The sequence below is a fragment of the Paenibacillus sp. RU5M genome (assembly GCF_900221055.1).
Taxonomy (GTDB): domain Bacteria; phylum Bacillota; class Bacilli; order Paenibacillales; family Paenibacillaceae; genus Paenibacillus; species Paenibacillus marchantiae.
Map to the genome: position 1 here is coordinate 72192 of NZ_OBQM01000009.1, position 22444 is coordinate 94635.

The following is a 22444-nucleotide window of genomic DNA, read 5'->3' on the forward strand; positions in this document are numbered from 1 at the left end:
TAATACGCTATTTCAGATGCTCCTGTCTTCCCGCTCCCGCCAAACGATACACCTCAGCCCATTTCTGTTCCGCTGCTGGCTTAGGCTGTACACGACTGGGTCCAATTGTAATTTCCGGGCCTTTGCGTTCTCTCAGCATGCCACGAAGTACCGTAATACCAAGAATGCTCAAGCCAGTAAACACATACATCAGACGCAAAATCACATTGCCTGAATCAGAGCCGGTAACCATGCCATGGAACAATAAACCGATGAATACGGGATAAGACAACATATGGAACATAAACCACCATTTGCGGCCGAGCTTGTTACGCAGATCACTGGATAGCAGAACGATCACCAAACCATAGAAGGATAACGTGCCCAGTCCGCTGCCGATCGGATGTACTGAAGCCGTAAACGGAATGAGCAGTTCACTCCAGGTGAATGGACTATAGTGATCAATATATAGGGTTAACGCATGCACGAGCCCAAGTCCAAAGGCGAGCCAGGTCGTTCGGGTATGCCATTTAAACATGGCCGCTTTAGGTTTGCCTTTAGCCATGGGCATGCCTTGAGCAATTCCCAGAAATACCCCCGCAAAGAGCAGCAAATAAGCGGCGATCCCACTAATTCGAATGATATTCCACGTCGGCAGGTAATCTACAATCCATTGCGCCATAACCGGCTCCCCCATATCTGATAGACTTGTCGTTTATATAAGACTGAAGCGGTGATCCGGATCGAAACCAGGCCAGCGTTCAGCGAGCGTGTCGGTATTTCCTCTAAAATAAGTGCTCCCATCCCGGGTCATCCACAGGACATCATGCCGGTCGTAATGACGGTTTAACCAACCTACTGCATCGGCACTTCCCAAAATACAGACGGTCTTGGCAATAATCTCACATTGCGAAGTATGCTGGCCCAGAACGGTACACTGTAGCACATCCGTATCTGCTGGCTCCATCGTCCGGGGATCAATTAAGTGATGTGAAAGGCTTCCGTCCGTATTCTGCCACTGTCTTCGTACCACTCCTGAAGTAGCAATTGCACCTTTCCTCAATTGAATATTCCCTATCAGATTACGCTCCTCCTGATAAGGATCGGTGACTTGCACGGACCACATCGGATGAAGTGTTGTCCCCCATGCCTGAATATCTCCACCTGCATTGATTAATCCGGCTGAAATATGAAGTGTACGTTGCAGCCAATCGGCGATACGCTCAACGGCCCAACCCTTAACAATGCCCCCAAGGTCCAGCTCAGTCCCAGGGTCTTTATGAACCATTCGGCTGCCTTCCCTTTGAATCCAACGTGGGCGGCTATAGTCATATTCGTCTCTCAGCATATCTGTTATATCCAATTGTCGGATGTCCAATCTGCGTTCGGTTCCAGATTGCTGAAGCTCTCTTTGTTGCAGCTGCTCGAAGCTGACATCGTAACCAGAAGCCCGTAGAGCCTGAGAAATACCTGGCTGAAAAATCCCTTCCGTCTGTCCAATATAACCGTATGCCAAACTTAACACTTCATCCATTGCTGCGGAGATGGGCATCCATCCTGTGCAACGATTCAGACGATTCAATTCACTGTCTGCCACAAATCGGCTGAAACGCTGTTCCTGCGCTTCGAACCAATTCTTCACCAAGGCTGCTGCATGCTCAGCTTCTTCCCGTCCTGCGGCTAACTGAACTTCCACGTCCGTGTTCATCGCCCGGAAGCGGAACTTAAGAAGACGGGAGACTTGCTCCGTGCGGCTCATGATGCACCCGTGCGTGACTGATAATTGCCACGGCTGTATCCGGAGTCTGTATCCTGATTGCTGTTCTGATCTGTTATCCAACCGCCCGAAGACCTGCCTTGATTCGAACCGATGGCATTGCTTCCATCGGCCGTTCCCTCATCCAGGCTATAGCCCTCATTGGACGATGCATCGGAATTGCCATCTGCGTTGTTCGTCCATTCGTCCATGACATCATCCTGAGCATCTATCTGAGTAGAAGCTGTACTGCTTATATCGGTACCATTAGCCGCCGCATAAGCGACATCAAAGGCATCAGAAGTTCTTACATATTGAAAGAGTGCAGCCACGGTCAACGTTGCTGCCGCTGAGGCTTGCCATTTTCTCCATTGATTTCGTTTTTTCCTAGTCATCGCTCTTCCCTGCTTTCTCTGGCGAAGTTCATGCATTTATCATAGAAGTGCTGCCTTAAAAGAAGATGAATGAACGGTTAAGAGAGACTAAAGCTTTCATTCATTGGAGTCGTTACACGCAAAAAAAAAGACTCTGAACAGGCAGTTCTCCTGGTCAAAGTCTTGTCATCCTAAGTATTTTCGATAAAAAAGAACACTCCGTCGGGCTGCTGCTCCTGTACTATACGCTCCCGCCGGATCAATTCCTGCAGGTGCGCCAAAGTCTCGCTCATCGCAAAACGAAGCTGATGTGTTCCCAATCGGTCACCAAACATAAACACACAGATATCATACGCATTCGTCGGTGCTTCCCGGATTCGCTCCATCATCTTCTGAAGGCGCTCTTCATGATGAGTAAGCAGATGAACCGTTCGATCGCCAAAATGGCCAAACGGATTCCGATGCCCTGGATATGCCACTTCTACATCCAAAGCCCCCAGTCGATGCAGCCCTTCCATATAAGACAATAAAGGCTGATCGTCACTTCCCGGCTGCAGGCTAATATTCGGTGAGATCTGCGGCAATACGGCATCTCCACACAAGATCTCCCTGGATTCTGGCGCATAGAAGGATAGATGTCCTGGCGCGTGACCACCTGTTTCTACAGCACGCCACTTTTTCCCGCCCATAACCAACCATTCGCCATCTTCAATCGGTGTCACTACGGGAAGTGGCGTAATCTGTGAGATGAATCCCTCCATATGTTCACGGATCTGCTGCGTCTTGTCTTCCGGCATTCCATGGTGACTATAATATTCAGGCAAAACTGTATTTATAGTTGCCTCCGTTCCCCACATGTAATCCGCTTCCTGGCGGGATCGTGTGGACATTCGAACAGGCACACCCGTTTGCTGCTGTATCCAGCCGGACAACCCCAGATGATCGGGGTGATGGTGGGTCAGTACAATCTGACTAATATCCTGAAAAGTTAAATTGAAATCTGCGAGTGCTTCGTGCCACTCCTGTTCCGTCTCAGTACTGCGTGGTCCCGGGTCAACAATCGTTATTGTTCCATCCGGTTCATGAAGCACATAGCTGTTCACCCAACGCAGTGGAAAAGCCATTGTAATCTTAACCCGATGCATGCCTGCTGGCATGGGAATGGATTCCGTTCGCTTCATTAATATTCTCCTCCAACTCTACTGCTCCGGCCGATGACCGACAAAAATCATCCGCGGCGATGTCTGCTCATCGTACTTCTCTTCATCATAACCGCCATGTACCTGATCCACCACGAGTCCTGCCTCGTGAAGCAGATCACGTAGTTGTTCGCGAGTGTACAGCTTGACGCGTTCCTGATAGATTCGTGGTTTTTGGCCCGATTCGGTATCGGTAATGTGAATTTCTTTTTGCACAAATCCATCCTGGATCTTGCGAAATTCCTCAATATTCTGTCCTTCGCTTTCACGTGTTGAATGCTGCACCAGATGACGAGTCACATAAGCCGTGTTCATGAAATCAATAATATAGCTGCCCCCCGGCTTCAGCATCCGATGAATGGCGCGTAACACTCTTAGTTGCTCTCCATCCTCTCGGAAATAGCCAAATGAGGTAAATAGATTGACCACGGCGTCAAATCCGCCCTTCAGTGGAAGCTCGCGCATATCGGCGTGATACCACTCTACACGATGTTCGGTATCCATGCTGCGTGCTTCACGCAGAAGCACATCAGACAGGTCGATTCCGGTCACCTGAAAACCAGCATCTGCAAGGGCCAGAGAATGTCGGCCCATACCACAGCACAGGTCAAGTACCTTGGACTTTGGCTGAAGCTTTAACCAATTGATCATTTTATGTACTTCCTGATATGCACCTTGCACATCCCGATGTTTGTACACAAGAAGGTAGTCTTCTCCAAAACTCTTTTCATACCATTCCGTCATTACGTATCGCCCTCCACATGGTCACTGGCCCAACTATCCGTAATACGCTGTTATATCAGCCGGATCATATCTCTATAGCTTTTAGCCATTGTACCGTCTTTATCCTTCAAACTCAAAAATTTCCAAGCTTCGCCCACATTGAACGGCCGGAAACCACACGATATAATGTTAAACATAGTCAGGCCCACGCGAATCGGTTAACTATACATAGAAGATTGATATATAACTACTATGGCATCTTCACTTCATGAACGCCATTAGACAACTAAAATATAACGCGACATCAGAAGAAGCAGCAGGAGGTGTTATTTATGATTCGGATTGGACTTACGGGCTGGGGAGATCAGGAAGATTTGTACCCGAACCGTACCAAAGCGAAAGACAAGCTCCGTCTGTATGGACAATATTTTACGACCGTGGAGGTAGACAGTTCCTTCTACGCCGTTCAGCCTCGGGATCGGATGGCACGCTGGGCAGCGGAGACGCCGGAGTCCTTTGCTTTTATCGTCAAAGCCTATCAAGGGATGACAGGACATCTGCGGGGAAAACCCTATTTCACAAGCACCTCGGAGATGTATAAGGCTTTTCGCGAATCCTTGGAGCCTGTCATGGAAGCAGGCAAGATGCAAGCGGCCTTGTTCCAGTACCCGCCGTGGTTTGAATGCAATCGGGACAATGTCAATGAACTGCGTGAAGTAAAACTGAGAATGGAAGGCATCCCGTGTGCCCTCGAATTTCGTCATCGCAGCTGGTATGAAGAGGGCATGCGCGAACGAACGCTTGCATTTCTGAAGGAACAAGGCTGGATTCACAGCGTCTGTGATGAACCTCAGGCGGGGCCAGGATCTATCCCTATTGTACCCGAAGCTACCGATGCCGAGATGACGCTGGTACGTATGCATGGGCGCAATGTATCAGGCTGGCATCAGAATGGTGCGCCCAATTGGCGCGAGACCCGCTATCTGTATCGTTACAACCAGGAAGAGCTGCTGGAGTGGAAAGGTTATTTGGAGCAATTGCAAGAGCAGAGCAAAGATGTGTATGTGATTTTCAACAACAACTCGGGCGGTGACGCGGCTGCCAATGCACAGATGATGATGGAGCTGCTGGAGCAGCCCGTGAAGCCCTTTCCTGACCGTACGGAGCCGGAGCAGGAAGAGGGACCAGAGCAATTGGAGCTGTTTTAAGCTTCAACTCAAGATTTAAACTAGAATAAGCTACAGATTCAAGCTTAGCGGATTCATCAGTTCACCTTCGGGCAAATCCTCACTAATAAATTGCCCGACACTCAGTTCGTCCAAACCACTTCTCAGTTATTGGAGGCCTGTCACTTCATCCCTACTTCCCGTCCACATCCGTAACATGGGCTTCCTGTTGGAGCACAGTTGGATTGCCCATATCCATCATATTGATAACTGATCTGACCGAGAAGACCTGAGACCTGAAATCATTTCTCACAAACCATACGTTCTCCGAAGGTTTGTCAAGCGGAGAGGTGCTGATTAATTTTTTATAAGAAAACAACCTTGAGGATGTTTCGCCTCAAGGTTTCATTAGGGGAAAGAACTTATTCATGTTTGTAGTAAGAAATTGACTCAAATAATGGACCAAATATAGGGATCATTTTGGTCATGTACCAATTTATATCTGTTATATTGCTGTAACTCTCTACTTCAACAACTTTACGATTAATATCAGGACTCATTACAAAAGTGCCATTATCACTAATTAAAAAAGTGCCTCCTATATTCGTATCCTTCCAAGTCATTCCAACCCCGATTAATTCTCTTTGCTTTTCTTTTGTACTTAGAATCTTTAACAACTCTTCTTTAGAAATACTTACGTGTTGCCAACCATAATCATCTTCGTCACCGATGGGCAGGAAAGTTGCATGTCCGTGATCGTTATACGACCAACCGAATTTTCTAATTTGCTTAGAATAGTCATTCCTGATATTTGCTTTGATAAGCATATTTCAATAGATGATGAGACAGACATGGATCATCTCTCCTTTTAATCTAAAAATTCCTTAAGACAATTCTCTTCTTTGTAAGCCAATCCTTAATCGCTTGAGGAATCCGCGAATTTGAGTATAGAGAGTAAGTGGCATCATTTTGTTTTGCAATCTCATGTCTAGCACTACTCATACCTGATTTAAATTTCGTAACTCCACCAAATATAGAACTTTCTTCTAATTTGTCATTCTTAAATAATCATCTAACTCACTTCCATCTAGTGAAAATAAGGACTCATAAATACACAACTCTTCTTCCTCATAAATAATTTCTATAAAAACAGATACAAAACTAATCGGCTCGTCAAATCTATAATTAATTGTTAAGCTTATTTTGCTAATGTTTGTATCTAGAAGATTCAAATCCACATTATTAAATAACTCTCTATACTCATCCAGCTCCTCCATTTTATAGTTTTCCATATATGACCAAAAGGCTTTTTTAGCACGTTCAATTATATCGTTCGTTGAAGCCCAGTTTAAGAGTTCATCGGTGTTCAAACTTCTCAACTCCTTGATTATTAATGTAATCCCTTTTTAAATTGATCAAAAATAAATTTACCTGCCTCATCAAGATATCCAAAAATTCGATAATCACCATACTCTTTATTCAAAACCTTAATTTCATGAGTATAAGTTTTACCACCAATGCTTATTCCGTCACCTTTTAATAATTTTATTCCATTCTGTCCTTGCGGGCCCACTAATCCCTTATTTGCTGCTTTTACAAAGGCGTCGACACCTTGTTTACCCCACTTTTTAAATATTTGTTTAAAAGCTTTACTACTAATCGACTCCGAAAGTTTAGCCGCCCCCTGGCTCGATTGCCCATTACTTGATGTCGATGGCTTACTACTACTTGATCCGCTGCTACTGCTTCCTCTCCCCCCTCCTTTACTTCCGCCCCCACCAAAACTTCCTCCAGATGATCGACCTGCGCCAGCACTGGCACTTCCGCTCCCAGATGCTAATCCTTCTAAAGAGTTCTTTGCTGGTCTTTTGGACTCTCCACTAGAGTCGACATAGATTAATGGATTGTTTTCCACATACGTGTATAAATGCAAACTCAGCGGATTCGTAAGTTCCCCTTCCACCGTATCCTCATTTATAAAACGAGCCGTGGACGGGTCGTACCAACGTGCTCTCAGGTACTGGAGGCCCGTGACCTCATCCCAATATTCTCCCGCATAACGCAAGACGTTCGGGACGGTTTCCTCTGTTGTTTCCGGGTTGCCCCAGATATCATAGGTGTATCGGTTTAATATATTGCCGGATGCATCCCGGATTTCCGTCACATCCCCGTGCCCATTATTCACATAGGACTGGAGCTGATTTGCTCCGGCGATCTGTCGGGCGGTCAGTTTGCCGGTGGCATCGTAGACGTACCCTACCGTGATCTGCACCGCTCCTGTACTGCCGACTGTACCTTCCGCCACCAGCAGTCCACGATTACGTAGTAGTAACGAGTCGTCTGGCCTCCTGTTCTTCTAAAGGTCATCAGACCGTCCCCATTGTAACGGTAGCTCACGGTCTGAGCGTTAACCGTAGCACCTGTGAGTTGATTGCGAGCATCGTAGGAATAAGAAGCTGGCACAGGCGGATTCCACTCCCGGTCACTTTCCAGACTGCTCCGGTTATCCCGCACATCGTACGTATACGTCTCCTGATACGGGCTGGATGTTTTAATTCGATTTAGCTTGTCATACGTGAATTGGGAAGCGATCCCCTGATCTGTTTTGCTCGTCATATTTCGGTTGTTATCATAGGCATAACTGTAGCTCGGGCCGTTTGTTCCCTGGAAAGTATGGCTGAGCCCGGTCAGATTCAGGCCGTTGTACGTGTAGGTCTCTTTCCAGCCAGACCCGGCACTTTGCTCGGCCATACTGTTGTTGCCCCGATAGGTGTAGGCGAAGCTGCCGAGCGTCGTTTCACTCCCATTGGTTACGTTAAGCGATGCTGGAAGTACAGAAGCTCCCTTGTACGACATACCCAGATTGAGCGTGTCATTGCCTTGCTGGAAGGTCTGACGGGTCCGCACGCCTCGGGCATCGTAACCCATCGTTAGCGTAGCTCCGTCTGGATACGTGATGCTCTCCAGTTCTCCAACGGGTGTGTAGGCATATTGGGTGCTTCCGGTAGGGTCGCCCATACTGGTTCTCCGCCCCATGGCATCATAGGTGTACGAGATCATGCCGTCACTGGCCCGGTTCTCAAGCAGGAAGTTGCGGCTGTTGTATACGTAGGTGCGTTCCTGCCCTTTGCGATCCAGCACCTTCGTCACATTGTCATTCGCATCATACGTATACCAAGGGATCGGTCTGGACGAGCAAACGACCAATCTCGTCAAAGCGTTGTCTGGACAGTCTTTGCGTCTGTATAGGTTACTTTAGTTGAACGACCACCTGCTCAAAGCAAGTGGTCGTTCAAGGTGTATATATTATTCAATACAGACATTTGCCCAATAATCTAAACTTTGCTTTCCAACAAATATGTCTTTATTACAGTATCCTCATCAAAAACATAAATTCTCTCACAATGTAAACATCTCCAAACATCGTATCGAGGAGTTGGTATTGTTACTGGGTCAATTAAGTCCCCTAAATTTATAATATCGTCCCATTCTTTATCTGTATACACTCTTAATTCAACGTCATTAGGTGCTTTTGAATTCGATAATGTTGCACCACATTTACATTGTAATCTTGCCATAAAAGCACTCCTCTCACGGATAGGTTATATTCCCCTCATTCGTCCAAATTTCAACCTTACCAGGAATTGTTTTGTTAGAGTATGTTCCAGAAGCACGCTTAATAATCTCCTTTGCTTGGTCTACAGTTAATCCTGCGGCCCTAGCGTCAATTATCACTGTGTCTGCTCCTTGTTTCAATCCTTTTTGTATCCTTGTTATACCAGTGTTAATATTAGCATTTTCTAAAGTTTTGAGTTCTGTTTTAATTCCATTGACTTTAAAATCAGGTGTTTTAACTTTTGAATATGGATCTTTCGGAATAATTTCAACATTTTTGCCACTGTTAATCAGATCATTTACAACTTTCTTCTCTGCATTGCTTAAACCATTCAGAGAACCACTAACCTTACCTGATGTCGACGGCTTACTACCAGACGTTCCGCTTCCACCTTTACTTCCACCTCCACCCATGCTTCCGCCTGGGGTCATTCGCCCTCCACTGGCACTTCCACTACCAAGTCCCATTCCCTCAATTGTATTATTCGCAGGGCGTTTGCCATACCCACTTGAATCCACATAGATCAACGGATTGTTTTCCACATACGTGTACAAATGCAAACTCAATGGATTCGTAAGTTCCCCTTCCACCGTATCCTCATTTATAAAACGAGCCGTGGACGGGTCGTACCAACGTGCTCTCAGGTACTGGAGGCCAGTCACTTCATCCCAATATTCCCCCGCATAACGCAAGACGTTCGGGACGGTTTCTTCTGTTGTTTCCGGGTTGCCCCAGATATCATAGGTGTAACGGTTCAATACGTTGCCGGATGCATCTCGGACTTCGGTCACATCCCCGTGTCCGTTCGTCACATAGGACTGGAGCTGATTTGCTCCGGCGATCTGCCTGGCAGTCAGTTTGCCGGTGGCATCGTAGACGTACCCTACCGTGATCTGCACCGCTCCTGTACTGCCGACTGTACCTTCCGCCACCAGCAGTCCACGATTATCGTAGTAGTAACGAGTCGTCTGACCTCCTGTACTTCGCTCGGTCATCAGACCGTCCCCATTGTAACGGTAGCTCACGGTCTGAGCGTTAACCGTAGCACCTGTGAGTTGATTGCGAGCATCGTAGGAATAAGAAGCTGGCACAGGCGGGTTCCACTCCCGGTCACTTTCCAGACTGCTCCGGTTATCCCGCACATCGTACGTATACGTCTCCTGATACGGGCTGGATGTTTTAATTCGATTTAGCTTGTCATACGTGAATTGGGAAGCAATCCCCTGATCTGTTTTGCTCGTCATATTTCGGTTGTTATCATAGGCATAACTGTAACTTGGGCCATTCGTTCCCTGGAATGTATGCGTGAGTCCCTTCAGGTTCAGGCCATCGTAGGTATAGACTTCCTTCCAACCGGACCCTGCACTTTTTTGTGCCAGATTGTTGTTGCCGCGATACGTGTACGCGAAGCTACCGAGGGCCGTTCCGCTACCGTTCGTCAAGCTCAGGGTTGCTGGTAGCGCCGAGGCTCCCTTATATGACATGCCCAGGTTGAGCGTATAACTGCCTTGCTGGAAGATCTGACGGGTCCGCACACCTCGGGCATCGTAGCCCAGCGTTAATGTCGCCCCATCCGGGTAAGTAATACGCTCCAGTTCACCGACGGGTGTATAAACATATTGCGTGCTTCCGGTAGCGTCACCCATACCGGTTCTCCGGCCCATGGCATCATAGGTGTACGAGATCGTTCCGTCACTGGCCCGGTTCTCCAGCAGGAAGTTTCGGTTGTTGTATACATAAGTTCGTTCTTGCCCTTTGCGATCCAGCACCTTGGTCACATTGTCATTCGCATCATACGTATAGGTCGTGACTTGTCCCAGGGGATCTGTCTGGACGAGTAAACGTCCAATCTCATCATAACGTTTCTGGACGGTCTTTCCGTCGGCATAGGTTACTTTGGTTAAGTCACCACCGAGATTGTAAGTGTAACTTGTCTTTTTATTCTCGGCATCGGTCACCGAGGTGAGACGGGACAAGGCATCATAGCCATTCGTGGTCAGGTTGCCGTTTCCGTCAGTGATGGAGATGACGTTGCCCACGCTGTCGTACGTGTAGGTGGCCAGAGCTACGTTGCCGCTAGCCTTGAGCTCTTCCTTCTTGGTCACCTGACCCATAACATTGTGCGTCTCCCGAATCCGGTTGTTTTCCCCATCGGTGATCGTCAGGGTACGCGCCGCATCATCATAAGCCATTTGGGTGGTGGACGTCCCGTCCTGCTGACGAATAACCCGATTGAATGCATCATAGACATACGTTGTCGTCTGACCAGTGGCATCCGTCTGAGCGATCATCCGGTCATAGACATCATACGTATACGTCTTGCTGCCCCGTTCATTCGTTTCACTGGACAACCTGCCCAGCGAGTCAAAACGGTATACCGTTTGGCTCAGATCAGGCGTCTTTACCGTCAACGTATTATTTACGTCATCGTAGGACAAGGTGGTCATGCTTCCGTCCGGATTCTTCTCAGAAATGACACGCCCAAGCTTATCATAGGTCGTCGTTGTCGTATTCTGATTGCCGTCCTTATAGCTGTTCATTTCACCAGTGGCGTTATACCCTGCTTGCACAGTAACGGTAGAACTCTTCCCAGCCGCATCCGTAACTTGGGCTTCCTGCCGGGTAGGCAACATGGATTTGTAACCAAACTCTTGACGAACGATGGTATCCGCCGTCTCTCCCTTCAGTTGGAGCACAATCGGGTTCCCGTATCCATCATATTGATAATTAGTCTGGCCCAGAAGATTGCCTTGACTGTCCCGTATGACGGACTGTGTTAATGATCCCGTAACCGAATCATAACTGTAATTGGTGGTTGCCTGCTGGCTGCTACCGCCCGTTTCCGTACTTTGGGTAAGGGCGATTAGCGGTGACAAGTCGTATCCGCTAAAAAACTTCATCTCATAAGTGGACTTGATCGTTGCACCCAGTTGATTCGTTCGGGCAATCACCTGCCCCCAGTCGTTATACTGGAGTGAAGTCACCGCTGCACTGGAGGCACCGGCCGTATCATACGAACGTTCTTCAATGCGGGTTGGTACATTCCGATAAGCGGCTTCATTGTACGTATAGGCTGTAACCCGCCGCTGGTTTCCTTCGATGGCGCGGGTGCTGATTTGTGTGTTATAGACGACGTCCGGTTTGTTATGTGCAACAAATTGTTTCTTGAAGCTGTACTCGCTGCGGGTTAGCCCATCCTCCACCGTCGTCGTAAAGGTATTGTTTTGTCCGTATATCGCACCAATATCGCCGCTATAACTCACATTGATTTGGTTGGATACTTCCTGTCCCGCTGTGCTGTAGTACACTCTGCGCTGACCATATCGAGGTTGAGTCTCCGCACCAGTCGGCCCCAGTTTTCGCAGTACAGTCCCACCAAAAGTATATTGCGTCATCGCTTTGGTTGGATGCTCAATGGAGGCCAACACGAGCCAGTCATTCCATCCCCAATAGACCTGCTGATTTTCTCCCGTATAATCCTTGTAGAAATCAATCAGGTTGAAAAGGAGACCATTCCATCGAAGGTACCCATACTTCGTTATTCTTCCTTCTGCATCAATGACGTGATCGAGCAATCGTTGTGTACGATTGTTACTCGTCACATTTCGTGTTTTATAGGTGACCACCCGATCATCAAAGGATACTTTGACTTGATTGGTGCTGTATGAAAAATCCATCGTCTGTACAGGCTGTCCCTTGCCTGCCCGACTCATAACAAAACTCAGAACGGTGCCGTAATTGAAGTTGGTAGTGTAATAAAATTCAATGGTGTTATTATACTGATTACGAATTTGCAGAATGTTGCCTGCCTGATCAAAATATTGAACAATACCGGTATTGTAATCTGTTAAAACATAGTACGCTTTTTCTCCCGATACATAGAGATCGGAGTGTACAAGTCCAAAGTCCAGATTCTCCCATGGATACCCTGCCAATCCGCCCGTTTCAGGACGGGCAAATGTACCCATTCCCGGAATGTGAACATACGTCCCACCACCTTCATGCTTCACATAAGGCAAATCCCAGGTCCAGCCTTTACCGATTGGAAATTTTTGTTCCTCTGTTGTCGATTCGGTTGTGTTTTTAAAATCAGGATTTACTCTCGCACCAATCTGGTCCTTGCCCAGCGAGCTGTCATACTTGCGACGCAGAGTAAAATCAAGACCGTTGGCCCCCGGCATGACCAGATCCACCACACTTATATTGAGCGAGCCATCGCTCGTAGAGATACTATCATTTACCGATCCCACTCCATAAGGAGCCTGATCGAACTTGATGGACTGACGTTGCAAGGCAATGTCATCATAACCGTTGGCAGCGAGAGCGAATGAATGAGGTGATGCATACACCTCGTCTGTTACAGAAGGAGACACATATTCATCGTTGTATGTAGCCTCTGTCACCGAGGGCTCATCCACCCGGCCCAACGAACCGGGTTCGTTTTCAAATGTAACTGATTCAGGACTAACTGTTAATGAATGATTCATGGTGTCTGGATATTTCTCTTGTATGTATGTTTCATAGGAGCCTCCTTGCTCCTGAGCAAGTAATGCCTGATAGATTTCATTTAGTGCGTAGCCTTTGCCCAGTTCAAGAACGATCCAGTCCCGTTCCACTTGAAAGCGTTCAGATATGGTCGTAATGGTGATCAGATCATTCGAATCCACAGCGCTTCCCAACGCTGGGTTCAATGAAGCATTACCGTATACATCTTCTGTCACACTCACGGTATCCGGTGTGTCATAGGATGGAGAAGCTACAGCACGTTGTATCCCCGGTTCTGGCGGAAATAACATGGATGCCAAAAAAGAGAAAATAAGCAGGATGGATAGCCCTTTTTTCATATCATTAATCTCTCCCCATATGGATTGTACTTCCCCGTTGGACGAACGCGCACTAACTTTGGATCGTCCCTACTACGATAATTCAAGAATTCAAGCTGACCTATCGCTGAACTATTTTTAATAGATTTCCGTTGGTATCATACTGATATGTATATACCTTTCCATTAGCGGTCGTCACGGATGTTAATCGATTGTTGGAATCATATACATAGGTCGTTTTGCCTGCCGCTTGTACTGATGAAGCCATACACAATATTCCCAGACCTAATACGCATGTTCCAGTCCAGCTTTTCCATTTTCCTTTGTTTTTCAATTCAATTCCTCCCTATGACAGAATAATTGGATCTTCCCTATTATAATAAATACATTTTGTAACTATCTATCAAAATTTGTCGTTTGATCCAGAATATCCAGAATAATTGTGGCAATAGAACAATAATAAGACTATTTAGGCAATTAAGTTGCCTAAATAGTCTTATTTCACTTCATATGGACTTAATCAAACATCAGCGCTGCACGGCTGTAACCGAAGAATCGATAGACGCCTCGCAGAGCTGCTGGTTCATTTTATACGCCTCAATCCCGGCCAGAAGCACAATGCCGATACCGTGCGTATCGTTCAGAATCCATCCCAGATCGTCCCGGTAATAAAGTGCGGTAAAGGAGTAACCAGAACCCCGACATACACCGTAGACGTTGCCTTTATAATCAATGGACAGATGGGTCATGCCCTCCCATCCTTTGCGCACCGCATCCAGGTAGGCCTCTGGCTGCTCCAGCCAGCCTTCACGAATACCGCGGGCATAAGCGTAGATGAACATCGACGTGCAGGAGGTTTCCTCATATGAATCCGGGCGGTTCAGCACCTGATGCCAGAGACCATTTTCACCTTGCAGCGCCAGATACCCCTGACATAAATCCCGGTAGAAGCTCAGCAGTTCTGGCCGTTTGACGTGATCACTTGGCAGAATCGACAGTAGTTCGGTTAGCGAAAACAGAACCCATCCATTTCCGCGTCCCCATGGTATGCCCGTCGCCCGTCCACGCACAAAATCATACACATGGGACATGATCTGTTGTTCGGGAATATACAGATATTTGCGGAACATCAGGAACTGGTTGATTGCATCCTCCCAATAAGAAGTATCTCCCGTCAACTGACCGTACCGCATCAGAAAAGGTGTGCTCATATACAGATCATCACACCACATCGTTTCCTGGCGCATCTCCCCGCTGCCACGAACACGGTAAAAGGCCCCGTCTTCCAGACGTTCCTGTTCATCCGTAATATAGCCCGCAATACGATCTGCGGTATCTTTACCTCCACGAATGTCGCCGAGTTCCATCGCTGCGAGCAGCGTAGATCCAAATGAACCGCAATCATCCAGACTGTCGATTGCAGACAACTGATTATTAATTCCCGCGGCGCCGTACCCTTCCCGATCCCACAGACCATAACGATCAAACGATGTACTCAGGCCGATATGGTCCCGCACATACTGAACATAGTCGTCACGTCCCAACTCCTGTCCAATCTGAAGAAGTCCAAGGAGGGTGACACCGAGTGGATAATTCCATTTGCCATAATGGGTATTTTCCAAATAGGGACGGACACTCGTTTCAGGAAGATCTACATGCCAGTACACGCCATGGGCTCCATCATCAAATACGGTATCTGTGACCACGATGTCTTGGGGAGATGGTTCAGAGCCTGGGGAAAATGCACCCGTATACAGCCACGCATCGGGACATCCTGCAACCGGATGAGGTGGTCTTAATCTCCATCCTTTTGCAGTGGAATCCTTCGCATCTTCCAGTGTGAATCCCCACAACTCGCTCCCAGCCTTGATTTCACCCTTTGCTACCAGATCAGATGGACCGTAGCGGCAAGGCAGTTCAATGCGGTAATTGCCGCTTTGCCCAGCGGAATATATCTCCTTACCATCAACGTACAGGGTGAGAGCACCTTCATGTTTTCCTTGCAAAAGAACAGGTGACGATCCCGGTTGGATGACATCCAGTTTGGACCATGCGTACGCAACAGCAGGCTGCTCTGTCCCAAAGATTCTGGCGAAAGCTCCAGCGTTCTGTTCCCCTTCTGTCCAGTCCCTGCGCGGATACCAGGACAGGCCCGTTTCTTCTTCAGTCATGCCATCACGAGGGAGTGATGATAAAGGTTCATCGACGGGTTCCGAGTACAGCCAGCCCTCCTGTCCTTGGCGATTCACACCAGGTGTGAGGAAGTGAAGCGGAAAGTTTTTAAATGAGGCCGTTCCGTAGATCCCGCCGAATCCCACCTCTGTTTTTACAAAACAAAGCAACACATCGTTCCAGCCATATTTCACGGAAATCGGAATCTGGGTTCTGCGCTCGGGAAATAACTCCTGCAATAGCTCAGATTTGAAAATCTCTTCTCCGTTCACATAGACCGTCACCGGACTATAACAGTTCAGTCCCGTATTTAACGTAGCCTCCTGCTGGCTCCACAACTTGCCCCATACGTATACGTACTGTCCTGCACGAGCCTCTTTCCACTTGGCATCCAGATTCAGATCATAACGATAATCCCCAAGTCTGCGGAAGCCTCCACGATGGTACGCTCGGAACAAAAAGGAGTGTTTCGGATGGTCCCCAATATAACGCTGTGCCACGGTAGTCAAAATATCCGGAATTGAATCATACACCTTGCCTGCAATCGCCTCGTTCTCATGAAAATAACGAATGATCATCAGCTCCCTCCCTATACCTTGATTCGTTCGGTTAGTCGCAATGTCTCGCCAGCCTTCACTTCAACCACCTGCTGATCCGCCGTAAACCAGACGGTGATCGCGGACGGATTGTGGATGATGGACCTATCTGCTGAACACTCCAGGCGTTTGACCGCTTTCCAGTAAGCAATCACTTCGATGTTCGTTGCGTACCAGATATCATCCCGGCCACCAATCTGCTCAGCAAACTGCTCTATAATCTGCCAATTGTCGTTATCATTGAATTCATAGCTGTGACCCCATACATATAACAAGAGTGGCGTACCTGTCTTCGTATGCTGGATAAATCGTTCGGCATGGGCCGCCAAATTATGGTTATGGTGGCAGGTTGGATGCCATTCAAGCGGCCGCTCAGGCAGTGTGTACCTGCCATGGGATTCAACCGTGCGTGCATAATCGATGCCAAGCCATTCGAGCTTGGTGCTGAGTGAACGGTCATAACCTCCATTCGGATAGGCCATACCTCTTACCGGATAACCGACAAGCTGTTCCAGCGATCTCCGATCTTCCATGATCTCTTCGGTCAGCAGCTCATCCGGGACATAGGGCAATGTGGGATGGGTGACCGTATGTACAGCCACTTCATGCCCGGCATATAACTTCGCAACTTCTGTCGTCTCAATTCGGCCAGGCTTGCTCAGGGTACCGGAATTCAGATTGAATGTGCCCCGCAGCCCATGTTGATTGAAAATTCCCACCAATCTGCGATCATGCACCACACCATCGTCATAACTGAACGTCATGGCCTTCATCACGCCACCTGGGTAGCGGTCAAACCGGATACGATGTCCCATCTTGTTCCTCCTCCCACTTCAATTGCTTTTTCCGGCTTTTCATTTTCCTTGCTGTAAAACAGCAGATCAACGATCCTTCTACCTCCTTAAGGAATAAATCCGTTTATCTTGGGAGGCTTATTCTTCAGCTAATATATGACCGGCTTCCTGCAAACTGTGGCTGCCCGAGTCAAAATACGTACCTTCCAGCAGTCCGATTAATGTATTGGTAACGCGTACTTCAATATCGTTCTCCCCTGCTCGCAGCCACGAGGCTTCTCCCGTCCAGCGATATGGAGACCAGCATCGAACGCCCAGACTGTAACCATTCACCCGTACTTCTACCACATCCTGCACCTGCCAGTTACTGAATTCCAGTTCAAAAGACGCGACCTCTTCAGCAGGCTGATCCACCCAGAAGCTTCGTTTGTAACTCATCTCTCCTGCAAAATGGGGATACAACGGCTGTGGCTCAGGCCCAATTCGGATCGACGTATCCGGCTCACGAACGAGAGAGACCATGCCTTCATGATGGAATTCCACGCCAAACCGCCCTTGCAGATACAGCGGATCAACGATACCTTCTTCATCCCTCGTGACCTCTAAGGTAACGATCATTTCATTCAGGCCACTGCGCAACAACTCAGTTATATTGCAGCCAATATTATGGTGATCGGTAATTTCAATTGGCTCAAATAGATCAGGTCCGATCGGTTGACCGTTGATTTCCATGGTCCAGTCACCTGATATCGCTGCCCTGTCCATGAATAACAGACATTCTTCCAATGCCGTTCTCAGCTCAAATGTAGTTGTATACTTGCACTGGATTGGATAGGCAACGGATGCTTTCTTCGGTGTACCAAATACCTGATTAAACTGGAGCGGCAGATGATGGTTCTCCGACAATTCAGCCGCCTGATCAATAAAGGGCTTGACTGTAACATGATTACGTTCAAAAATTACACCGTTGTCATTGGAAGCTGTTACGTTGAACTGCCCCATCCGAAGTGTGTTGGACTGCACCGTTTCCAGTCGCCATGGCCCCTCCGAAGGAAGCTGAATCGTATAGGGTGCGTTCTCAATCTCAGTAACTAAACGATCCGCTCCAGACTTCGTCCCTGTTTGGTTCAGAGCAAAAGAATTCTCCTCTGATGCCTCTTGAGCATGTTGTAAAGTAAGCCTCACCACATGTGCTTCATAGGGAGCAAGCTTTAACGAAATGCACCATTCACCACCACTGCTGGTAAACGGCAATGATTCACGCTGTCCTGTCTCCAAATCGAGCCGTTCCGCCAGCAGACGTGTACCCGTCGAAAAATCCACATCCGTCCATAACCGCTTGGCTACCATTTTCAATTGCCCTGCAAGTTGTTGTCCTTCCTGGTTGGACAAAAAGATCATAAACTCTCCGTCCGATAATTGACGGGTCTGCATAAGCAGCGACGCACTTTCTTCTTCCATGATCCAACAGATCGGTTCGGGCAGTACCTGATCCAGCAGCAGGGAGATCAGTTCCAAGGAGAAGTCATCCCCGCGACCTGTTCCCGCAGGTAGAAAATAGGCACTCCCCTGGCCCTGCTGCCACATCAATTCGCTGCTCTCGTGACCTGTTTCTTCCGCATTGCCCCAATATGCCTCGTGCGGCTGGTTGCCTGCTCCAAAGAACTGAGCGGCCTCATTTCCTGCAGGGCTTCCTGGCTGGATGGCTACATGCGGAGGCATGCCTACCGATATGACCGTTCCCCCCTGTTCTACGAACTGCTTAACCTGCTGCCAGGCTGCTGCCTCCAGGTTCAGCATCGGTGGAAGAATCAGTACCTCATAACGTGCAACGCCAATCTGAATCGTACCCTCGTTCAGTACAGCTTCGGCTAACAGCTCGGGGTCCAGATGATCATAGTCACGTCTGTTTTCGAGCAGATGCGAGGTGATCCGCATCCAATCGTTCGTGAGACGATCCAGCTTCGCCCGTTCTGCTTCGTCTTCTCCGCCATATTCGAACCCGTGAAGCGGATTGCCCATCAAGCTCCAGAACGTGGTCGTTGGATCAAGCACAGCAATTCGAATGTCCGCAGTCCCCGTGCTCATCAGATAGCTTAAACGTCCCGTGTAATCTCCCAACTGCCGGAAGTGACGCCAATACGGGTTCTGTAAAAACTGGGACGGCGGTGCATCATGCTTGGCGAGTCCGCCGATGGTATAGAAAAAGGCGTGGAAATTAAAAAAGTTGGTACCCATGGCTGCCATGCGGTCAATCATCCATTTGGCATCCTGTAAAGTCATCGACCAGCCCACACTGTGAAAACACTCAATCAGATTGCGGCTTCGGCCAAGCTGTCTGGCAAGCGAGCTGACCATCTTCGGATTGTCGCGCATCTTCTTGCCATACCGTTCCAGAATCCAGGATAAGGAGCGTCCGATTTTCTCATGTGCCGAATCTCCACCTGGCATATGACTGAACAACTGCGTGGTCATCCGTACCCCGGGCACTTCTGCCGCATACTGAATCCCTGCCTCTTCACACCAGTCATGTACCTGTTTGTGATACGACTCCCTGAGCAGCAGATGTAGCGACTGATAATAGTCATACCTGATGCGTTCTGCGTCTGGGACATCGCCATGCAGCAGAGCAGGTAGGGACTCGATCAGACTGTAACCGCAGCGTTCACTGAAATAGCCGGGAAGCTGTGGAGACCAGGGGATACGCCCAAGCGGCGCAATTTCATCGGAGAACATGCCTTTGATTACGCTTTCAAACTGTTCTCCAATTGCTTCCTTATACCGTTCGTGGGTCAGTTCAATAAAACGGCTCATCGCTTCCTTGTGACACGGGTCTACAAAGTTGCCGTAATATTTGAAATCATCCATCTCTTCTTCCTGAAATATAATCACGTCCCATTCCCCAGCGGGAGCTTTCCATGACAGGCGGAAAGCCGTTCGGTATGTAAAAAACCGCTTTCGATTATACGACGTGAGTCCTGTCTCCTGATAGACCTGATCCGTCTGGATATTGCCAATGTTATTGCGCAAATCAATGGATTCATGCCACAATCGTTTGCCCTGCGCATCCTTGGGTATTGCCTTCGCCACTAGAATTCGACCCCACGGCAACTCACGATCTACTGTATCTCCGCCATGAACACGAATCTGCTGATGCACAAGCTGGCGCTGCTTCGCCTCGGGAAAATCAAGTGTCACCTCACCGCCAGCCATCCCACTTGGATAGGGATACTCGTCATATAACCATACCTGCATACCGCAGGCAGCCGCCGCTTCCACTGCAATCCGTACCTTGTCAAACCATGCTTCGGACAGATAGGGAATCTCCAGCCCCTGACGTGGACAGATGAAAAAACCACCTACGCCCTGTGCAGACATTTCGGCTATTTGTCGTTTGATTTGCCCTTCTTCCATATCCCCATTCCAAAACCAAAAGGGATGAACCCGGTACTGCGCCTCGGGATTTTCAAATGCATCCCCGTTCCACATGTCGCTTCCTCCCTGTATGTGCAAGAGTGGTCGTCCATCTACCGATAACGTTCATTTAAGTTCAAATAGGTTTGTTTTGCATTGATTATACATCAAAATCTAAATACTGGAAGCTATAATTCACAAAAAAAGAGATGAAGATCGTTTTTTAAATAGCCTGAACTAACTAGGGATACACGGAAATGCCCGGCTGCCACCTTTGCACTACAAGAAAGGCTGCCGGGCTCTGGAACATCAATCTACTTCAGTGCAGCGTACAGCTCATTCACTTCTTTGACATAATCGTCGCCACCACTGCTTTTCCACAGTGCTACAGCATCCTGGAAACCTTTTTCATCAATTTGCCCCACGATGAATTTGATACGGGCATCATTAATGATGTTATCCAGCTGTGGTCCTTTCTGGGCATACACATCGGAAATCAGCGGTTCGCCAGGATTAGCAATGACGATTTCCTCATTGGCTTTCTGCACTTGTGCAACCTTTTCGCGAACAGGTGTCTGTTGCACACGAAGTGTTTTGTCCTCTGGAATAAACATAAGGATCTGATTCAGACCCTGTACATCTCGCAGCGCCAGTTTGTCAGTTGTCGGAATGATGTAACCCTCTTTTTTCTCATACTGCTTGCCTTCCAGACCGTTCCCCAGCAGCGCCTGCAATTCAGGTTCATTCAGCTGATCCAGGAAACTCAGTACCTTTTTCAAGTCTTCTTCCGTTTTGACACTGCTTTTGGAAATGGCAATCATGCCGGAATAGCCGGATGTTGGCATGTCACGCAAACCGTTCGGCCCCTCCATTGCCTGAAGCACATCCACATGCCCAGTTGCTGACGGATCTTTCTCCAGAATCTTCTGATCCATACGCTGTGCGTTATCTGCTACATCCACCATTACGCCTGCTTGCCCGTTCACAAACGGATCGGACAACTTGGTTGCATCCATCACGGCAAAGTCCTTGTTGACCAGACCTTCGCTATAGATTTGACGGAAAAATTTCAAAGCTTCCATATATTCTGGAGTCTCGTGTGCCGGCATCAAACCTCCGTTACCATCCTCGCCCCACTTGTTGGGTGCACCAAACCAAATCTGCATATTATCCCAAGGACCTGTGAATTTGCTCGCCACCAGACCGTAGGTATCGTCTTTACCGTTGCCGTCTGGATCATCCTTCGTGAACGCTTTCAATACATTGTAGAACTCGTCAATGGTCTTTGGCTCTTCCAGACCAAGCTTCTCCAGCCAATCCTTGCGGATCGTGACACCGTTACGTCCGAGAGCACGTGCGCGGTAGATGCCATAGGTTTTGCCATCGATAGAAGCATTGTTAGTGATAATTTCATTCATCTTGCTGAGGTTCGGATAGTCTTTCAAATAAGGTCCAAGCTCCCAGAAAGCTCCAGTACGAGCCGCATTAATGAAACTTGGGGACTTACCAAGCACAACCATAACATCGGGCAGCTTGCCCGAAGCCAGTGTGATATTGAATTTATCCTCATAGGAGCTACTCGGTACCCATTGCAGATTCACATCCATCTTGGTCAATTCCTCAAGCTTCTGAATCACAGGACTGTTATCCGGCGGATTCTCCGCTTCAAAGTTCGGAAGCATAATCGTGATCTGATCCGTGCCACCCGCAGCTGTTCCTGAACCTGCTTTGTCCGTGGAGCAAGCTCCCAGAATCGTACTCAATACCAATGATGCAGAGAGTAGCAATGCGCCTTTTTTGAATCCCGTCTTTTGTCCCATACGTTCTCCCCC

At 48.1% G+C, this 22444-nt stretch carries 17 protein-coding genes; 1 reads left to right on the plus strand and 16 read right to left on the minus strand.

The genetic code is table 11. The features are described 5' to 3' along the window. Positions 1 to 7: 7 nt before the first annotated feature. From CRO25_RS23380 to CRO25_RS23400, 5 genes are all read right to left on the minus strand, one after another. A complete protein-coding gene (locus CRO25_RS23380; RefSeq protein WP_063566697.1) occupies positions 8 to 661 on the minus strand; it encodes a ferric reductase-like transmembrane domain-containing protein in 654 nt (217 codons plus the stop codon). A 33-nt stretch (positions 662 to 694) separates the two neighbouring features. After that, on the minus strand, positions 695 to 1738 hold the full coding sequence (locus CRO25_RS23385; protein WP_072735427.1) for an FAD:protein FMN transferase: 1044 nt from the start codon (positions 1736 to 1738) through the stop codon (positions 695 to 697). Then, positions 1735 to 2130, minus strand: coding sequence for a hypothetical protein (locus tag CRO25_RS23390; RefSeq protein ID WP_063566695.1), 396 nt, complete (start codon positions 2128 to 2130; stop codon positions 1735 to 1737). Before CRO25_RS23390 ends, CRO25_RS23385 begins: the two co-directional genes overlap by 4 nt. A gap of 170 nt (positions 2131 to 2300) precedes the next feature. Next, positions 2301 to 3290 (minus strand): MBL fold metallo-hydrolase, encoded by a 990-nt coding sequence (locus CRO25_RS23395; RefSeq protein WP_079696607.1) that lies wholly within the window; start codon positions 3288 to 3290, stop codon positions 2301 to 2303. 18 nt (positions 3291 to 3308) lie between these two features. Beyond that, positions 3309 to 4052 carry a class I SAM-dependent methyltransferase gene (locus CRO25_RS23400; protein ID WP_063566693.1) on the minus strand — a complete coding sequence of 248 codons (744 nt, stop codon included), beginning with the start codon at positions 4050 to 4052 and terminating at the stop codon, positions 3309 to 3311. Positions 4053 to 4363: 311 nt separating this feature from the next. Between CRO25_RS23400 and CRO25_RS23405 the strand changes: the two genes are divergently transcribed. Further along, entirely contained in the window at positions 4364 to 5239 is an 876-nt protein-coding gene (locus CRO25_RS23405) for a DUF72 domain-containing protein (protein WP_063566692.1), read from the plus strand. 380 nt (positions 5240 to 5619) lie between these two features. On the opposite strand, the gene CRO25_RS23410 is transcribed toward CRO25_RS23405, so the two are convergent. The 11 genes from CRO25_RS23410 to CRO25_RS23460 all read right to left on the minus strand — a co-directional run bounded on the left by CRO25_RS23410 (position 5620) and on the right by CRO25_RS23460 (position 22432). Then, the gene (locus CRO25_RS23410) at positions 5620 to 6024 is read right to left on the minus strand and encodes a hypothetical protein (RefSeq protein ID WP_079696608.1); all 405 of its coding nucleotides are present in this window, start codon (positions 6022 to 6024) and stop codon (positions 5620 to 5622) included. A gap of 219 nt (positions 6025 to 6243) precedes the next feature. Beyond that, on the minus strand, positions 6244 to 6567 hold the full coding sequence (locus CRO25_RS23415; protein ID WP_079696609.1) for a hypothetical protein: 324 nt from the start codon (positions 6565 to 6567) through the stop codon (positions 6244 to 6246). A 20-nt stretch (positions 6568 to 6587) separates the two neighbouring features. Then, positions 6588 to 7502, minus strand: coding sequence for an RHS repeat-associated core domain-containing protein (locus CRO25_RS23420; protein ID WP_079696610.1), 915 nt, complete (start codon positions 7500 to 7502; stop codon positions 6588 to 6590). Then, complete coding sequence (locus CRO25_RS23425) at positions 7454 to 8413, minus strand: RHS repeat protein (RefSeq protein ID WP_143806581.1); 960 nt, start codon at positions 8411 to 8413, stop codon at positions 7454 to 7456. The genes CRO25_RS23420 and CRO25_RS23425 overlap by 49 nt, the downstream gene beginning before the upstream one ends. A gap of 119 nt (positions 8414 to 8532) precedes the next feature. Beyond that, positions 8533 to 8775, minus strand: a complete 243-nt coding sequence (locus CRO25_RS23430; protein ID WP_079696612.1) for a hypothetical protein — start codon at positions 8773 to 8775, stop codon at positions 8533 to 8535. 13 nt (positions 8776 to 8788) lie between these two features. Next, positions 8789 to 13657, minus strand: coding sequence for an RHS repeat-associated core domain-containing protein (locus tag CRO25_RS23435; protein WP_079696614.1), 4869 nt, complete (start codon positions 13655 to 13657; stop codon positions 8789 to 8791). A 100-nt stretch (positions 13658 to 13757) separates the two neighbouring features. After that, a complete protein-coding gene (locus CRO25_RS23440; RefSeq protein WP_079696615.1) occupies positions 13758 to 13970 on the minus strand; it encodes an RHS repeat domain-containing protein in 213 nt (70 codons plus the stop codon). A gap of 193 nt (positions 13971 to 14163) precedes the next feature. Further along, on the minus strand, positions 14164 to 16386 hold the full coding sequence (locus tag CRO25_RS23445) for a glycoside hydrolase family 105 protein (RefSeq protein WP_256863740.1): 2223 nt from the start codon (positions 16384 to 16386) through the stop codon (positions 14164 to 14166). An 11-nt stretch (positions 16387 to 16397) separates the two neighbouring features. Beyond that, the gene (locus tag CRO25_RS23450; RefSeq protein WP_079696616.1) at positions 16398 to 17219 is read right to left on the minus strand and encodes a polysaccharide deacetylase family protein; all 822 of its coding nucleotides are present in this window, start codon (positions 17217 to 17219) and stop codon (positions 16398 to 16400) included. A 117-nt stretch (positions 17220 to 17336) separates the two neighbouring features. Further along, positions 17337 to 20687 carry a glycosyl hydrolase gene (locus CRO25_RS23455; protein ID WP_079696618.1) on the minus strand — a complete coding sequence of 1117 codons (3351 nt, stop codon included), beginning with the start codon at positions 20685 to 20687 and terminating at the stop codon, positions 17337 to 17339. A gap of 239 nt (positions 20688 to 20926) precedes the next feature. Continuing rightward, the gene (locus CRO25_RS23460; protein ID WP_072735430.1) at positions 20927 to 22432 is read right to left on the minus strand and encodes an extracellular solute-binding protein; all 1506 of its coding nucleotides are present in this window, start codon (positions 22430 to 22432) and stop codon (positions 20927 to 20929) included. Positions 22433 to 22444 lie beyond the last annotated feature (12 nt).

What these genes read in the sequence shown, in the direction of transcription:
- CRO25_RS23380 (WP_063566697.1), bottom strand. Translation starts at nt 661, where the DNA reads ATGGCGCAATGGATTGTAGATTACCTGCCGACGTGGAATATCATTCGA.
- CRO25_RS23385 (WP_072735427.1), bottom strand. Translation starts at nt 1,738, where the DNA reads ATGAGCCGCACGGAGCAAGTCTCCCGTCTTCTTAAGTTCCGCTTCCGG.
- CRO25_RS23390 (WP_063566695.1), bottom strand. Translation starts at nt 2,130, where the DNA reads ATGACTAGGAAAAAACGAAATCAATGGAGAAAATGGCAAGCCTCAGCG.
- CRO25_RS23395 (WP_079696607.1), bottom strand. Translation starts at nt 3,290, where the DNA reads ATGAAGCGAACGGAATCCATTCCCATGCCAGCAGGCATGCATCGGGTT.
- CRO25_RS23400 (WP_063566693.1), bottom strand. Translation starts at nt 4,052, where the DNA reads ATGACGGAATGGTATGAAAAGAGTTTTGGAGAAGACTACCTTCTTGTG.
- CRO25_RS23405 (WP_063566692.1), top strand. Translation starts at nt 4,364, where the DNA reads ATGATTCGGATTGGACTTACGGGCTGGGGAGATCAGGAAGATTTGTAC.
- CRO25_RS23410 (WP_079696608.1), bottom strand. Translation starts at nt 6,024, where the DNA reads ATGCTTATCAAAGCAAATATCAGGAATGACTATTCTAAGCAAATTAGA.
- CRO25_RS23430 (WP_079696612.1), bottom strand. Translation starts at nt 8,775, where the DNA reads ATGGCAAGATTACAATGTAAATGTGGTGCAACATTATCGAATTCAAAA.
- CRO25_RS23435 (WP_079696614.1), bottom strand. Translation starts at nt 13,657, where the DNA reads ATGAAAAAAGGGCTATCCATCCTGCTTATTTTCTCTTTTTTGGCATCC.
- CRO25_RS23445 (WP_256863740.1), bottom strand. Translation starts at nt 16,386, where the DNA reads ATGATCATTCGTTATTTTCATGAGAACGAGGCGATTGCAGGCAAGGTG.
- CRO25_RS23450 (WP_079696616.1), bottom strand. Translation starts at nt 17,219, where the DNA reads ATGGGACATCGTATCCGGTTTGACCGCTACCCAGGTGGCGTGATGAAG.
- CRO25_RS23455 (WP_079696618.1), bottom strand. Translation starts at nt 20,687, where the DNA reads ATGTGGAACGGGGATGCATTTGAAAATCCCGAGGCGCAGTACCGGGTT.
- CRO25_RS23460 (WP_072735430.1), bottom strand. Translation starts at nt 22,432, where the DNA reads ATGGGACAAAAGACGGGATTCAAAAAAGGCGCATTGCTACTCTCTGCA.